The 13,867-nt window shown below is 49.1% G+C and carries 11 protein-coding genes and 1 pseudogene; 8 read left to right on the plus strand and 4 right to left on the minus strand.

All coding sequences use genetic code 11. From position 1 onward, the window contains the following. Positions 1-25: 25 nt before the first annotated feature. The gene (locus G451_RS28900; RefSeq protein ID WP_051261394.1) at positions 26-688 is read left to right on the plus strand and encodes a class I SAM-dependent methyltransferase; all 663 of its coding nucleotides are present in this window, start codon (positions 26-28) and stop codon (positions 686-688) included. A gap of 74 nt (positions 689-762) precedes the next feature. On the opposite strand, the gene G451_RS0111125 is transcribed toward G451_RS28900, so the two are convergent. The 3 genes from G451_RS0111125 to G451_RS0111135 form a co-directional block, all read right to left on the minus strand. After that, positions 763-1,683, minus strand: a complete 921-nt coding sequence (locus G451_RS0111125) for a hypothetical protein (protein WP_084448509.1) — start codon at positions 1,681-1,683, stop codon at positions 763-765. A 1-nt stretch (position 1,684) separates the two neighbouring features. After that, complete coding sequence (locus tag G451_RS0111130) at positions 1,685-2,968, minus strand: adenylosuccinate synthase (RefSeq protein WP_034641859.1); 1,284 nt, start codon at positions 2,966-2,968, stop codon at positions 1,685-1,687. A 119-nt stretch (positions 2,969-3,087) separates the two neighbouring features. Continuing rightward, positions 3,088-3,414, minus strand: a complete 327-nt coding sequence (locus tag G451_RS0111135; RefSeq protein WP_027184323.1) for a hypothetical protein — start codon at positions 3,412-3,414, stop codon at positions 3,088-3,090. Positions 3,415-3,523: 109 nt separating this feature from the next. On the opposite strand from G451_RS0111135, the gene G451_RS0111140 reads away from it, so the two are divergent. The 5 genes and pseudogenes from G451_RS0111140 to tatC form a co-directional block, all read left to right on the plus strand. Then, the gene (locus G451_RS0111140) at positions 3,524-3,913 is read left to right on the plus strand and encodes a PilZ domain-containing protein (protein ID WP_027184324.1); all 390 of its coding nucleotides are present in this window, start codon (positions 3,524-3,526) and stop codon (positions 3,911-3,913) included. A 209-nt stretch (positions 3,914-4,122) separates the two neighbouring features. Continuing rightward, complete coding sequence (locus G451_RS0111145) at positions 4,123-4,452, plus strand: S1 domain-containing protein (RefSeq protein WP_027184325.1); 330 nt, start codon at positions 4,123-4,125, stop codon at positions 4,450-4,452. Positions 4,453-4,600: 148 nt separating this feature from the next. Next, positions 4,601-5,539 carry a magnesium transporter CorA family protein gene (locus G451_RS0111150; RefSeq protein WP_027184326.1) on the plus strand — a complete coding sequence of 313 codons (939 nt, stop codon included), beginning with the start codon at positions 4,601-4,603 and terminating at the stop codon, positions 5,537-5,539. Between the two features lie 207 nt (positions 5,540-5,746). Further along, positions 5,747-6,829, plus strand: coding sequence for a protein translocase subunit SecF (gene secF, locus G451_RS0111155; protein ID WP_027184327.1), 1,083 nt, complete (start codon positions 5,747-5,749; stop codon positions 6,827-6,829). Between the two features lie 17 nt (positions 6,830-6,846). Then, positions 6,847-7,599 (plus strand): annotated as a pseudogene (tatC, locus tag G451_RS28905) (twin-arginine translocase subunit TatC); the annotation flags it as partial. A gap of 391 nt (positions 7,600-7,990) precedes the next feature. Here the strand turns inward: tatC and G451_RS28910 are convergent. Then, the gene (locus G451_RS28910; RefSeq protein ID WP_051261395.1) at positions 7,991-10,882 is read right to left on the minus strand and encodes an EAL domain-containing protein; all 2,892 of its coding nucleotides are present in this window, start codon (positions 10,880-10,882) and stop codon (positions 7,991-7,993) included. A 348-nt stretch (positions 10,883-11,230) separates the two neighbouring features. Here G451_RS28910 and G451_RS0111170 point away from each other — a divergent pair, with 348 nt between their 5' ends. Further along, positions 11,231-12,538, plus strand: coding sequence for an RsmB/NOP family class I SAM-dependent RNA methyltransferase (locus G451_RS0111170; protein WP_027184328.1), 1,308 nt, complete (start codon positions 11,231-11,233; stop codon positions 12,536-12,538). A gap of 113 nt (positions 12,539-12,651) precedes the next feature. Further along, positions 12,652-13,419: a class I fructose-bisphosphate aldolase gene (locus G451_RS28915; protein ID WP_034641790.1), complete on the plus strand. Its 768-nt coding sequence runs from the start codon at positions 12,652-12,654 to the stop codon at positions 13,417-13,419. The last annotated feature ends 448 nt before the right edge of the window (positions 13,420-13,867 follow it).

A 13,867-nucleotide genomic window follows, 5' to 3' on the forward strand; every position in this document is an offset into this window, starting at 1 on the left:
TAAATGCTGCCAGCGAAAACACGTCATGAATTTCCGTCACTGCTCTGCCAGACCGAAAACGCCTCCCCTATCGCTCACGCATGATGACTATGCAGCGTTTGCTGCGATATATGATCCAGCGACGGCCTTATGGCTCGACCCAATGCGTCGTCATGTTGTGCAAATCCTCACACAGGCAAAGGCCAAGTCGGTGCTTGATGTATGCTGTGGGACGGGGCGGTTCGTGCGGATGTTGGTTGATGCAGGTATGACGGTTTCCGGGCTGGATATTTCGCCAAGCATGTTGTCTCAAGCACAACGTACTTGCGGCGCGCGCGCAACACTCTCCCTTCAAGATGCCACGTGTATGGCCTTTTCCTCTCACACCTTCGATGCAGCGGTTATTGCAATGGCATTACACGAGAAAACCGCCCCAGTAAGACAACGCATTCTTACGGAGATGATTCGTATCATCACGCCGGGAGGCATGCTGGTGCTGGTCGATTATGGTCCGCATGCCCATGTCAGTATTGATGGAGTGTTCGTGGGTTTGGTCGAACGGCTTGCCGGAAAAACACACTATGCCAACTTTAAAGAATTCATGCACACTGGAGCACTTGACGGCCTGTCCCACATAAGAACGCTCACCCCACTGCATCGGGAACAATTTACACGAGCGATTTTCGAAGTCCGTTGTTATCAATGCTGAATAGTGCAGGTTCCAGCCCGGAAAGGCGTCGGCAATACGCATATCTCAAGGGCGGCAATGCAGGAAATTCGTAGCTAAGCAGTAAATCCGCGACGGCCCAAGGCAAACATGCGGGTTGCCGTCCAATCCAGCACAAGCGTGGGACTCACGCCAGCGTTCAGTGCCTCTTGTGCATGACTCAGCACAAGATCGAATTGGCGTAAACCACGAACATCATAACGTGAGAGTAAAAAAGAGGAAAATGCCGAGTCTGGTGTTGCAACGAGCGCGTCAGCCAAGTCCCGCTCGAGAGCCAAGAGAAAAGCTTGAGCCAAAGTTTTGTCGACGCGTTTTTTCACTCCGGTACGAGCGAACCAGCCGCGAGCACTCTGAATGAACCCGGCCAAGGCGTCTTTCCATTCGTCCAGATTTTCTCCTTCTGGAGTTTGGTGCGCCGCATAGGCCGGTTCTTTCCTATCGGGCCAAGCCAATGTCAGCACCCAGGACCGAGAAACAAGGGTCGAAAAAAGTCGTTCTCGCTGAGGGGCAAGCAAGACAAAGACATTGCCGGGCCGAGGCTCTTCCATAGATTTCAATAACGCATTTGCAGCCTCTTCCGTCAATCCTTGTGCGCCAGCCATAACAACGACGCGCATTCCTGATCCTCGTGGTGGCTCCCCGACTTTAAGACGGAGTTCGCGAATCTCATCAACTTTGATAGATGCTGTTCGACCATCCAGAAAGATGAGATCCATAAACACTTTCTCTGCAATTTGATTGCAGATTTCACAATGCCCGCATGGAGCATCATCGGCAAGGCAATTCAAAGCGGCCGTATAGCGAAGTGCGGCTTTTTCCCGCTCCACCGAGACTCCTCCTTCAATAATGAGTACTTGAGGAGGTTTCGCGGCAATGCGCTCGATTTTGGCTTTGGCGAGATGTTGCCTGGATGAAAGAGCGAAATGATCCATGAGGAAATTCGAACGCGGCTGCACTGCAGCAGCCACGTTCGACATTTTATCGTATGATGGTTTGTTCGCGGCCCGGCCCGACCGAAATGATGGTCACAGGCGTTTCAAGCAGGGCTTCGATACGTTCAATATAGTTCCGAGCCGCTTGAGGCAGATCATCCCAGGATTTCGCACCGGAAATATCTTCGGCCCAACCAGGCATGGTTTCGTACACGGGGCTGACATGAGCTAAACCATTTTCCTGCTGCGGCGGATAATCGACAGTCTTGCCGTCCGTCTCGTAGGCCGTGCAGATTTGCAGCTCTTTGAGTCCACCAAGCACATCAAGCTTAGTCAACGCAATGCCTGTCGGGCCATTGAGTCTGACTGCCTGACGCAACACACAAATGTCGAGCCAGCCGCAACGACGTTTGCGCCCGGTGGTGGCACCGAATTCTGCGCCGACACTCTGCATGTGGTTTCCTGACTCACACTCCAATTCCGTAGGAAAAGGTCCGGCACCAACACGGGTGGTGTAAGCTTTAACCACGGCGATAATTTCAGTCAGTCCACGCGGGGTGAAACCGGAGCCGGCTGCGGCATTGCCTGAAACCGTATTGGACGACGTGACAAACGGATATGTCCCATGATCAATATCGAGCATGGTTCCCTGAGCGCCTTCAAACAGGATTGTTTTTCCCTGCTTCCGTGAAGTATCAAGGATTTCATCGACATCGGTCAAATAGGGAACAAGCCGGGCTGCAGCGTCCTTAATTTCCTCGAATACAGTTTCAACGGTCATAGCCGGCGCACTATAGAGCGAGGTAAACAGGACATTTTTTTCAGCCAACGCGGCTTCGATTTTAATCTTCAGCAACTCGACATCTGCAAAATCACAGGCACGAATGCCAATGCGTGACATTTTGTCTTCGTAGCATGGTCCAATGCCACGGCCTGTCGTCCCAATCCTGCCCCCTTCTTTGGCAGCTTCGCGAGCTGCATCAAGACGACGATGATAGGGCATGATGACCTGGGTTTTGCGGCTAATACGAATGCGTTGCGGTGAAACGTCAACACCGCGCGCTTCCAGTTTATCAAGTTCCTGGCAAAAAACGACAGGGTCGAGTACGACTCCATTGCCAATAAGGCACACTTTGCCCGGATGCAGGATGCCCGAAGGAATCAGGTGCAAAATGGTCTTTTCATCGTTGACGACCAAAGTATGGCCGGCATTGTTTCCGCCTTGGAACCGGGTGATGACGTCGGCCTTTTCGGTCATCAAATCAACGATTTTGCCCTTGCCTTCGTCGCCCCATTGTGCACCATGGATGACGATGCTTTGTCCGGACATCGGACCTCCCAGGTTGTGATGTTGATTCAAGCCATTTTCACTAGCCAAAAGACCGTTTTCCATATCTCGGCCAATCAGGCTCGTCAATCCACGAACGAGAGAAATTCCTCAATTATTGTTTACAATCCGCACTCAAGTGTACTGAAATCGTAAAACCACGCCAAAAAGTGACGAGCAGGATTGGCACTAAACGCATTGACAGCTTCAAGTGTCATGTCTATTGCCGCTGCCGGGCTCAGTGCATCAAGTACAAGACGATGGTGAGCCATAGGATAACAGATCGATTTGTCTTTGGACTCGATTTCGTATGAAAGAATATAGGCGACATCGTTGGATTTCTCGGACGACCACGCGCGCAATTGGACATGAATTTGCCCATTCTCTCCAACATTGCGGGTGCATTCATACAAATCGACCAAATATGCTGGTTCAACATGTTTTTGCATTACATTCTCCTTACGTATGCATTGAGAAATCATTGCGTATTCGCGCAAGATTCTCTATCACCGAAAGACATCGCGTACCATCGAAGTTGAAAAAAAGGATATTGGACGCATGCACGCACAAGACCGCCGGACAAATGCAAGATTTTCATATGCCTGTAATGTCAAAGCGTTTCCATACAACTCGCAAAGCCATCACAGCGACCTTTCTCCTAACTGTATCGAAGTGCAATTACTTGACCTGGCGGTGCATGGGGCACGATTTCTCGTCACATCGCTAGGGTCATGTTCCATGCCCGCAGTCGGTGACCAACTTGTCCTTCGCAGTCGCAGTATTCGTGACGACAAAGTATTTGACAATATGCTCTGCGAAGTCCGTTGGGTTGAGGATAATGAATTTGGAGTTCGTTTCGCAATGACAGTAGACCGTTCAGACATTGAACTCCTCATCCTTTTAGTTGGCTCTGTCCCCGAAGGCCAGGACAAATCGTCCCATTCCTAAATGTCACAAAAATTTCATAAAAAAAAGAACTAGGACAACCAGCTGATATTTCGAATTTTTTGAAAATAAGAACAAATCTGCGGGTTGCGAAAATTGGTCAACGATTTATAACAGTGTTGCTTACGGGTGAGTCGTTCGTTTTGAGGAGCACATCGACGAAAGTGCTCCACCCCCGTCCGGTTTGAAAAAATCGAAGGACCGCCATTATTATGGGATACTTTTTCAAACTCTTTTGTCTAGCCGCCGTATTTGTTGCGTTGTGCGCAAAAGGTGGTGAGCTGTGCAATACTTCAGGTTCCCTTTTTCCCACGGACAATGTGTTGTCCGCGGTAAATGGCTATTGTCTTGCCGAAACAGAAGACACGACGGCTCATGCTCCGAATGTTGACTATCATGGTCTAAGCCCCCGGCCGGATCTGGCTGGGCGTATCCCTTTGCTCCAGCGCATGTCCGGAAAATCGTCGACCAATGTGAATCCGGAAAGCTGGTTTTTTAAGGTCGGTAAGGCCGCTTCAGGTCGAGTCAAAGACGGTATTTAATCGCCGCCCGGCCTTCTCGCGCCATAGGCGATACAGTGCTCCTGAAAGGAGTGCCTTTTTCTTATTGTGTACGGCGGCACATGCTGCCGACGTTTTTTTTTGCGACGCCTTCCGGCGTCGCCGTTTTTTTGACTGCAAGGAATCCGGTATGATCACGATTTACAAGTCTATTGATGGCAAATTGACAACGGTGGATCGCATTGAGGACAACACCTGGGTCAATGTTATACGCCCAAACGAACGCGAACTCCAAGAACTCTCCGAAGAAACCGGCATCCCCATAGACTTTCTCGCAGATCCGCTCGATATCGACGAACGCGCGCGTATTGAGATGGAAAACGGAGCCCTCCTCGTTGTACTTCATACTCCTGTACGCAACGAAGAAGAAGATATGGATGATGTCCCGTTCACCACACTGCCTGTGGGAGTCATCATCAAAGACCGATTCATTGTCACGGTCTGCCTCAAGCCAAATGATATCATTGAACATTTCGCGCTTTCTCGTGTAAAAAATTTCCGTCTGCACGATCGTTCTCGATTCGCTATACAACTCTTTCACCACACCGCAGTGCTCTTTTTAAAACATCTCAAAGAAATTAATCGAAAGACGAATCAACTTGAGACCGAACTGCATAAATCCATGCGGAACGAAGTCCTTATCAAGCTACTCAATATTGAAAAAAGCCTTGTATATTTCATGACATCGGTCCGTGCCAATGAAATCATTATGACTCGATTGCAACGCGGTGATATCATCGACCTGAACGAAGTGGAGAAAGATCTGCTGGAAGACACGGTGACGGAAAACCTGCAGGCGATCCACATGACAAAAATTTACAGTAATATTTTAAGTGGCATGATGGATGCGTTTGCTTCGGTTATCTCAAATAACCTCAACGTAGTCATGAAATTCCTCACGGCTGTCACCATTATTTTACAAATTCCTATCCTTATCGCCAGCGTATACGGCATGAACATTGAGCTCCCTCTTCAACACAACCTGTACGCATTTACGATTCTTGGAGGCTGTTCAATTATCTTATCGCTGTTTGGTGTATGGATATTCATCAAGAAAAAATGGATATAGCCATATCTTCCCTGTCTGGCCGGGCCGCGTACCAGCCTTGACAATACGCCAGAAAATGTCGAAGAAATCCCACTTCGACCAAATCGGCATCTCGTTGCCGGTGAAACAGGATACGGCGTTTTCACGGCACCGCAACACGACCAAACCGCCTTCGGCGCGGCCAGAGCATATTCAATATGGCCGCCTGATCGACTCGGAGCGCTTTCCATGGGTTTTGAAATCATTTCTCCCAATACGACGTTTGATTTCCTGAAATATCGCAAACTCGCGTATATCCTGTCGGCTGTCGTCATACTGCTCGGCATCGGCTCCCTTATTGTCCAGGGGGGCCCCAAATATGGTGTCGACTTTGCTGGCGGCCTGACTATCCAACTCAAGTTTGACAAAGAGATGGACGCTGGTGACATCAAATCCGCCTTGTCTCCGGTAGGCTTGGAAGGGCTTGTTGTACAGCGTTTCGGACAATCCGAAGACAATGAGTACCTTGTTCGTGCGTCGGGCGATGGCCTTGATCAAAACGCGCTCCAACAGCGCGTGGAAGAAGCACTCTCGAAAAATATTGATAATGCAAAGTTCGAAGTGCAACGAATGGAGATGGTTGGTCCCAAAGTGGGCGCGGACCTACGATCCAAAGCCATGGAAGCCATATTCTATGCCGTTTTGTTTATTGCGATTTATATTTCCGGACGATTTGAGCAACGCTGGATGGCGGCCGGTCTCATGGCCGGCGGACTCGCTGGTGGGTTGTATATCCTTCGTCTTTTCGGGCTTCCCATGGGGTATCTCATTTTTGCTGCATTGGCGCTCACGATTGTTCTCTGTTTTATCCTGCGTCTAAAATATGCGCTCGGCGCAGTTGTAGCCGATATGCATGATATCATCATCACTATCGGCATCTTCTCACTCTTGGGAAAAGAATTCGACCTCACGATTGTCGCAGCCCTTTTGACCATTCTCGGATACTCGCTCAATGATACGATCATCGTTTTTGACCGCATCCGAGAAAATCTTCGCGGCACCAAATCGCCCGAATTCGGCCCTGTCATCAATAAAAGTATCAACCAGACTCTGTCACGTACAATCCTGACGTCAGGAACAACCATGCTCGTGTTGCTCTGCTTGTTCTTCTTCGGCGGTGGGGTCATTCACGATTTTGCTCTGGCCATGATCATTGGTATTGTGACTGGGACCTACTCGTCAATTTTTGTGGCATCCCCCATCCTGCTTGACTTGGGATCGGGCTTGACTCCCCGTGCTACGGCTGAAAACACAGAAGAGGCCACCGCATGAGCGCTGCAGGTCCCGAAATGCCGCTCTTGGAGCACCTGGAAGAGCTGCGTCGCCGTTTGCTGCGGTGTTTTATAGCCTTGGGCATCGGCTTTCTGGGGTGCTATAACTTCGCCGAACAAATGTTCAAAGTGCTTATGGAGCCGTTGATTAAGGTACTGCCAGCAAACAGTACGCTTATTTATACGTCTGTTGCTGAAGGATTCATTACATATGTCAAAGTCGCCCTTGTTGGCGGCTTTTTCGTTGCCAGCCCGTATATTTTCTTTCAGGTTTGGCGATTTATCGCTCCAGGATTGTACCGAGAAGAACGCATCCTGATCATTCCGGTCTCATTTTTTTCCGCTTTTTTCTTTGTTGCCGGTGCTCTTTTCGGATACTTTGTCGTTTTCCCCTTTGGCTTCGAATTCTTCATGAGCTTCGGGGACCAAAACATTGTTCCGATGCCGGCCATGAAGGATTATTTTTCCTTCACAGTCACACTGCTTTTTGCATTTGGTGTCGTTTTTGAACTGCCAGTCTTCATTTTCTTTTTAGCGCGCCTTGGCCTGGTTACCGCCAAATCTCTTCGCAAATTTCAGCGATACGCGTTATTGCTTGCCTTTGTGGTCAGTGCGATCATCACTCCACCCGATGTCATCAGCCAGTGCATGATGGCTCTTCCGCTGATGATCCTGTATGAAATCGGTATTTGGGTGGCCTATTTCTTCGGTAAAAAGAAAAAAGTTCCGGTTGAGGACACTGATGAAGATGACGAGGAACCAACTCCTGAGCCGCCTTCTGATGACACACCCGCGGATGCTGCCAGCGAAGACGATGCCGCAGAGACGGAGGACGTGACAGCTTCGACTGAAACCGATGTTACTGAGACATCCAGTGAACACGATCCCACCGATTCGGATGAAGTCGACAATACCACGGAATCGACCAAAACCACGGAAGCCGAAGACGATCAGGCCTCTGATACAGACGATTCTGGCGAAACACCGGAACACAAAGACTCCAAAACGTCTTCCTAAATCGATTCGTTCACGAATATCTCAAAGAGCCGGCGGCAGTATTTTGTCGCCGGCTCTTTGTATTTTCAATCCCAAATCGATGGAAAGACGTCCTCAGTGATAGACCAACATACCCCGCGCAGGATTCCGTTACCCCGTGGAGAATTTAGGCTGTTTGCGACCGAATAGGCTCTGATGGGAAAAACAATGATGCGAGAAGTTGAGCCGCTTTTTCACACGGCACAGGACGAGAATAAAAAAATCCTTGACCATATTCACAATGAAGACCAACCAACTCTTCAGCCTGAGTAATGGCTTCAACGCCTTCAGCAATGACATCCATCCCCAATCCATGAGCCAGACTAACGATCGAGCTGACGATCGCCGAGTTTTCCCGGTCCGCTCCCATGCGACTGACAAATGCTCGATCAATCTTCAATGTATCAATAGGAAAGCGGTGCAAGTAAGCAAGCGATGAATATCCCGTGCCGAAATCATCCACGCTAATACGAACCCCCAGCCGTTTTAACTCAGCCAACATTTTAGCAGCAAATTTGGCATCTTCCATCAAACGCGTTTCCGTAACTTCCAAATGAAGCGTCTGTGGGGCCACCCCGGTCTTCTTCAATACATCGGACACTTCCCGAACAAGAACCGGCGTCGCAAACTGTTCTGCAGAGAGATTGACGCTCATGGTCAAATTCTCATGTTGTGGAAAGGCATCTTGCCATACACGGAGTTGAGCGCAGGCCGTTTCAAGGACCCACGATCCAATAGGGATAATGAGTCCAGTTTCCTCAGCTAAGGGAATAAACCGGTCAGGAGGAATACGCCCCTGGGTCGGGTGTTGCCACCGTACTAACGCTTCAAATCCCGTTATGCGCGCTTCCGCAAGGTGGATGATAGGCTGAAATTCAATAAAAAATTCTTGATTCACCACGGCAGACCGCAAATCGGTCTCAAGCTGAAGCAAACTTCTCGCCGCTTGGTGCATTTTAGGATCAAAAACTTCGTACCGTCCATTTCCCTGCGACTTCGCACGATACATGGCAATATCGGCGTCACGAACGATATGTTCAGGGTTTTCATACGGCCATGTTCTGAGCACGACACCAATGCTGGCGGTCGTGAAGACTTGGCGGCCGTCCAACTCGAAGGGTTGAGCCAGCGTCTCTTGAAGACGCTCAATAATGTGTGTGGCGTCGAGCAGGTCCCCCAAGTCGTCAAGCAAGATAGCGAATTCATCTCCACCGAACCGAGCGACGGTATCCGAAGGGCGTAAGCACTTCTCAAGACGTTCAGCCACCTGGCGCAATAAGTCATCTCCCATGGTGTGTCCCAAGGAATCATTGACGACTTTGAAGCGATCCAGATCAAGAAATACCACAGCAAAAAGATAATCCGCCTTACGGATTCGACGTTTTATGACCCAAGCAAGTCTATCGAGAAACAGAGAGCGGTTGGGTAACCCGGTCAGGTTGTCGTGGAATGTCTGGTGCCGTAATTGTTCTTCGGCATTCTTACGTCGCGTAATATTCTGAACAAGTCCTTCATAATGCAAGAGCACGCCATTTTCATCGTAAACCGATCGAGCACTTTCACTAATCCAGATAATCGAACCGTCTTTGCGGTAGATCTGTGACTCAAAGTCCATCACCTCCCCTCGTTCGGTCAGTATCTGGACAAATGCATCACGCTGTCGAGGATCGACATAGAGACAGGCTTTAATATCTTTCAAGCTTTCAATGAGCTCCTGAGGAGTATCATAGCCGTACATGCGGGCAAGGGCCGGGTTGGCACTGAGATAGCCCCCCTCCGGCAAGGTCTGGAAAATCCCTTCTTGCGCATTCTCAAATATGCCACGGTACTTTGCCTCGGCCCGCCGTAATTCGAATTCAGCTAACTTTCGACTCGTCACATCTTGAATAACGCCATCGAAGACGATTTCCTCGGTTTCAATCTCACGGATCACTTTGGCGTAATTGGATAACCAAATGACCTCGCCTGACTTCGTGTATGCGCGAAATTCGAAGTTCTCGACCTCTCCATTCTCGTCCATGAGACACAAAAAGTCCCGACGATCTTGAGCAGAAACATACAGACTCGATTCGATATCTTGATGATATGCGATGAGTTCTTCTGTTGTTGTAAATCCAAAAATCTTCGTCATCGCCGGATTCACTTCAAGAAACCGGCCAGCAGGAGTGCTTTGATACAGTCCAATCCCTGCATTCTCGAAAATGCTGCGATATTTCCGCTCTTGAACAAGCATCTTGTACTCTGCAGCTTTTCGTTTTCGGATGTCTGTATAAGTCCAAAACGACCCTAAAACTTGACCATGAGAAACAATGGGATGTCCTACTATGGATACCGGTACAAGCACACCATCCTTACGAAGACGCATAGTTTCGCGAGTGACAGCCCCGGAAGAAAAAGCCTGGAAGTACAGCCCACCCGATTCTTCCTGATAGGTATCCGAGACAATAAAATCGCGTAGGTATTTGCCACACATTTCTGTACTGGAATATTGAAAAAGTCGTTCGAAGCTGGCGTTGGCATCGATGACCAAACCGGTAGCCCCTAATATGACAATCGCTTGTGGAGAATTCTCAAAAAGCTGAGAAAAAAATGTTTGTTGACGGAGGAATTCGTTTTCCAGGTGAACGCATTCCCGTTGTAGTCGAGATGTTTCGCCTTCACGGTGAAGCGCAGGAATAAGGCGAGACATGTCTGTTTTCAGAATAACATCCTGTACGGCATTCCTGTGAAACAAAGCCATCGCATCGTGTTCACAACCGTCATCCGCTAACGCAATAACATTGATTGATCGACCAAACGCCTGCAGAGTTTCAAGAATGACAGAGGAATCAAGTCCATGACGCCGCAACACAAACAGCGCGACATCATATGTATTGGATTGAAAGTAATCGTTCACCTCTGCAAGAGTAGAAGCAGAGGTAATTTGTACGCTATCTCCGGCTTCATCGAGTTGGCGCCGAACATAATTCTGGGACTGCGTCGAGCAGTCGATCAACAAAATACGAAGGTATGAAGTCATAGAGTGGTGAGTTTCCCGTGAAAAAGATGAGAGATATCCTGACATGAAACTCTCAATTTTGTCAAAAAACATATTAGAACTAAAAAAATAATGAGAGAAAACAACAGATTATCATTTTAAAATAAATTATTTTCGACTTACCATACAAAAAAAATCACAACTGCAATACATGCTCAATGAGCTACAGCGCCATATTACATCTCAAAATGTGTACACAGTATGTCCACAGCAATACGTACTCCACGAGAGGATGCACCCTACACCCTGTTTCACTCTATTTAAAACGTACACTTTCGAACGATACAGATCGCTTGCTCTTACGGCAGAATCCGGGCATGAACCACCTTTATGACGCACACACGTTCTTTTCGATTTACCTGCCCGGAATCGCAAATTCCACAAGTTGTGGCGCTTCTTGAAGCCCAAGGGTTTCGTTTTACGCCAGAACCGTTCTCATCGGTTTGTGCCAAGTTGACGGTTGAACCGTTTGCCTTGGGTTCGTCCCTGGCCGCGAGTTTTGGGCTGATTTACATTCAAGACCGCTCATCCATGCTGCCGCCGCTCATGCTGGCTCCAGCCACGGGAAGCCGTGTTCTCGATATGTGTTCGAGTCCTGGCGGCAAATCCGGATTTCTTGCCCAACTCACGGGGCCAACAGGATTTGTCCTCGCCAATGAACCCGAAGGGGAACGTCTGTCCAACCTGCGAAGAAACTTGTTTCGTATGGGCTTGATCCACTTGGCTTCGTGTGGTCACGACGGAACGCGCCTCCCCTTCAATGCACCCGTTTTCGATGCCATTCTTCTTGATCCGCCATGTAGCGGATGGGGAACCGTCAAAAAAAATCCCCATGTTATGAACGTATGGAGCCCCGACAAGGTTGAACCTCTCATCAATCTCCAACGCCGCTTACTTACAGCCGCATGCGCACTTGTAAAACCGGGCGGACGTATCGTATATTCCACGTGTACGACCAATCCAGCGGAAAACGAGGATCAGACAGCCTACGCTCTTGAACATCTTCCTTTGCTCTTGTCCCCACTCGCTCCTCCTGCCGGGTTCGCATTTCACGATCCAACTCGTGCAGAGCTGGACGGGGTACTCCGCGTTGACGAAGATCGTTCCCAAGCCCAAGGGTTTTATATGAGCGCCTTTATCAAGTCTGATTCAACAGGAACGCATCTCGACGAATCTCATGCCATTGAGAACTTGAAACCAGCTTCTTTTCTTCCGGGTCCACATGTTGTTTTCGATAATTCCATGGATATGAGTGGAGCCTATTGGGATGGCCTCCCTCCCGGCATGTTCTATCGATTTCGTGAGAAAATCTTTTTTCTGGCAGAATCTGCCGTCCTCGCACCTGGACTTCGTATTCAAGGATATTATCTTGGTGCTGAAAAAAAACATCGGTTCCGTCCTCATCCCAGAGTCAGGGCTCTTGTTCCTTCTTCTCCCGACAAGGAAAGTATTGTTGAAACCGATGTCGCAGCACTCTTAGGCCTTCAAAGCGGCCAAAGCCGCCACCAGCCCCCCGTGGGCAAATCACCGGGCCCGCTTGCTCCGCTCTATTATGACGGCCTCAATGGCACGGATGCCCCGTTACCGCTTGGCTTTCTTACTCGCAAAGGAAACAGGCTGTTATGGTCAGATAAGTAGTTGTCACTACAATACTTCCTTTACCAAGGCTTGAGCCTGCTACCTTATGGTTACAGGAGATCGGACCTCCGACGTTCCGCACTCAGCTTCAATTCAATCTCCAAGGTGATGTAATGACTCCGCTTGAGCGAAAAACGCGACGCCTTTTTCATCCTGAAAGTAATCGTATTGTCATGTTGCCTCTTGACCACGGCATCTCTGATGGCATGGTTGAAGGACTCGACGATGTACCGACCCTGCTCAATCTCGTATCAACGAATTCGGTCCAGGCAGTCGTTCTCAATAAAGGAACAGCCCGACGTCGTATTGCAGATGTTCCCATGTCCACACATCTCGGCATCCAACTTTCCGGAAGCACAAAGCACGGCTTGCCTCCCTATGCCAAAACTCTTGTGTGCACCATTCACGAAGCTGCACGATTAGGTGCGGATTTCGTTTCTCTCCACATAAACATCGGGAATGATTTCGAAGACCGAATGCTGACCGATCTCGGACAGGTCACCGACGATGCCCACTTGTTGGGTATCCCCGTCCTCGCTGTTATCCAACCCGAAGGTGGACAAATTGTTGACAAACTCGATCGCATCCTTATTGGACATTGCATCCGTCTCGGTTCGGAACTCGGTGCCGATATCATCGGAGTTCCCTATTCCGGTGACAGCAAAACATTTTCGGCAGCTGTCTCCACCTCCAATTCCCCGGTGGTGCTGACAGGCGGTCCGAGCCGGCCACTCTTCGATGACTTTTGTGAACTCATTACCGAAGCCATGGATTGTGGAGCCTCCGGCGTGTGTATCGGTCGCAATATTTTTCAGAATCCCGAGCCTATAGCTGCTCTCGATCGTATTGTTGGCCTTGTTCATGGTTTTACCAAAGCTTAATGCAAGCCTCATCCGGCCTTACACCAGTTTGAGGGGACGGCACATGCCTTGCTATGCGTCATCCCCCCAAACTGGTCACCGCGCGGATGATACATGGGGAATTCATCTCATTATTCCGATTATTCACAAGAGCGTATACGGCCACCTTGTCATGCACTTCAGTTCGGTATACGATCTGCGGAAAAGATTTGCGTCTAGCTCACAATCAGCGTATAGTGTTGTAACAAATTCGTAACGCTGATTTGTATTGTTTTCATTATATTTTTACGATGTCCCTTGTGTGAAGAGTTCGCCCCCTCATGTGACCAGAAAGTGATCACATTCGGTTTATTATCTTCACTCTAGGGTTAGGAGAACTGAGACTCCAACCACGTCTGGATCACTTTCACTTTCCTCCGACGCAGGCAGGCGCACATCCCTCGCATTTCCCTTGGCTGTCTTCCGTTTG

Origin of the sequence: Desulfovibrio inopinatus DSM 10711 (assembly GCF_000429305.1) — a bacterium.
GTDB classification, from domain to species: domain Bacteria; phylum Desulfobacterota; class Desulfovibrionia; order Desulfovibrionales; family Desulfovibrionaceae; genus Alteridesulfovibrio; species Alteridesulfovibrio inopinatus.

Bases quoted from the DNA above. Each gene is read 5' to 3' on its own strand.
- G451_RS28915 (WP_034641790.1), top strand. From the start codon at position 12,652: ATGACTCCGCTTGAGCGAAAAACGCGACGCCTTTTTCATCCTGAAAGT.
- secF (WP_027184327.1), top strand. From the start codon at position 5,747: ATGGGTTTTGAAATCATTTCTCCCAATACGACGTTTGATTTCCTGAAA.
- G451_RS0111170 (WP_027184328.1), top strand. From the start codon at position 11,231: ATGACGCACACACGTTCTTTTCGATTTACCTGCCCGGAATCGCAAATT.
- G451_RS28900 (WP_051261394.1), top strand. From the start codon at position 26: ATGAATTTCCGTCACTGCTCTGCCAGACCGAAAACGCCTCCCCTATCG.
- G451_RS0111140 (WP_027184324.1), top strand. From the start codon at position 3,524: ATGCACGCACAAGACCGCCGGACAAATGCAAGATTTTCATATGCCTGT.
- G451_RS0111130 (WP_034641859.1), bottom strand. From the start codon at position 2,968: ATGTCCGGACAAAGCATCGTCATCCATGGTGCACAATGGGGCGACGAA.
- G451_RS28910 (WP_051261395.1), bottom strand. From the start codon at position 10,882: ATGACTTCATACCTTCGTATTTTGTTGATCGACTGCTCGACGCAGTCC.
- G451_RS0111150 (WP_027184326.1), top strand. From the start codon at position 4,601: ATGATCACGATTTACAAGTCTATTGATGGCAAATTGACAACGGTGGAT.
- G451_RS0111135 (WP_027184323.1), bottom strand. From the start codon at position 3,414: ATGCAAAAACATGTTGAACCAGCATATTTGGTCGATTTGTATGAATGC.
- G451_RS0111125 (WP_084448509.1), bottom strand. From the start codon at position 1,683: ATGTCGAACGTGGCTGCTGCAGTGCAGCCGCGTTCGAATTTCCTCATG.
- G451_RS0111145 (WP_027184325.1), top strand. From the start codon at position 4,123: ATGGGATACTTTTTCAAACTCTTTTGTCTAGCCGCCGTATTTGTTGCG.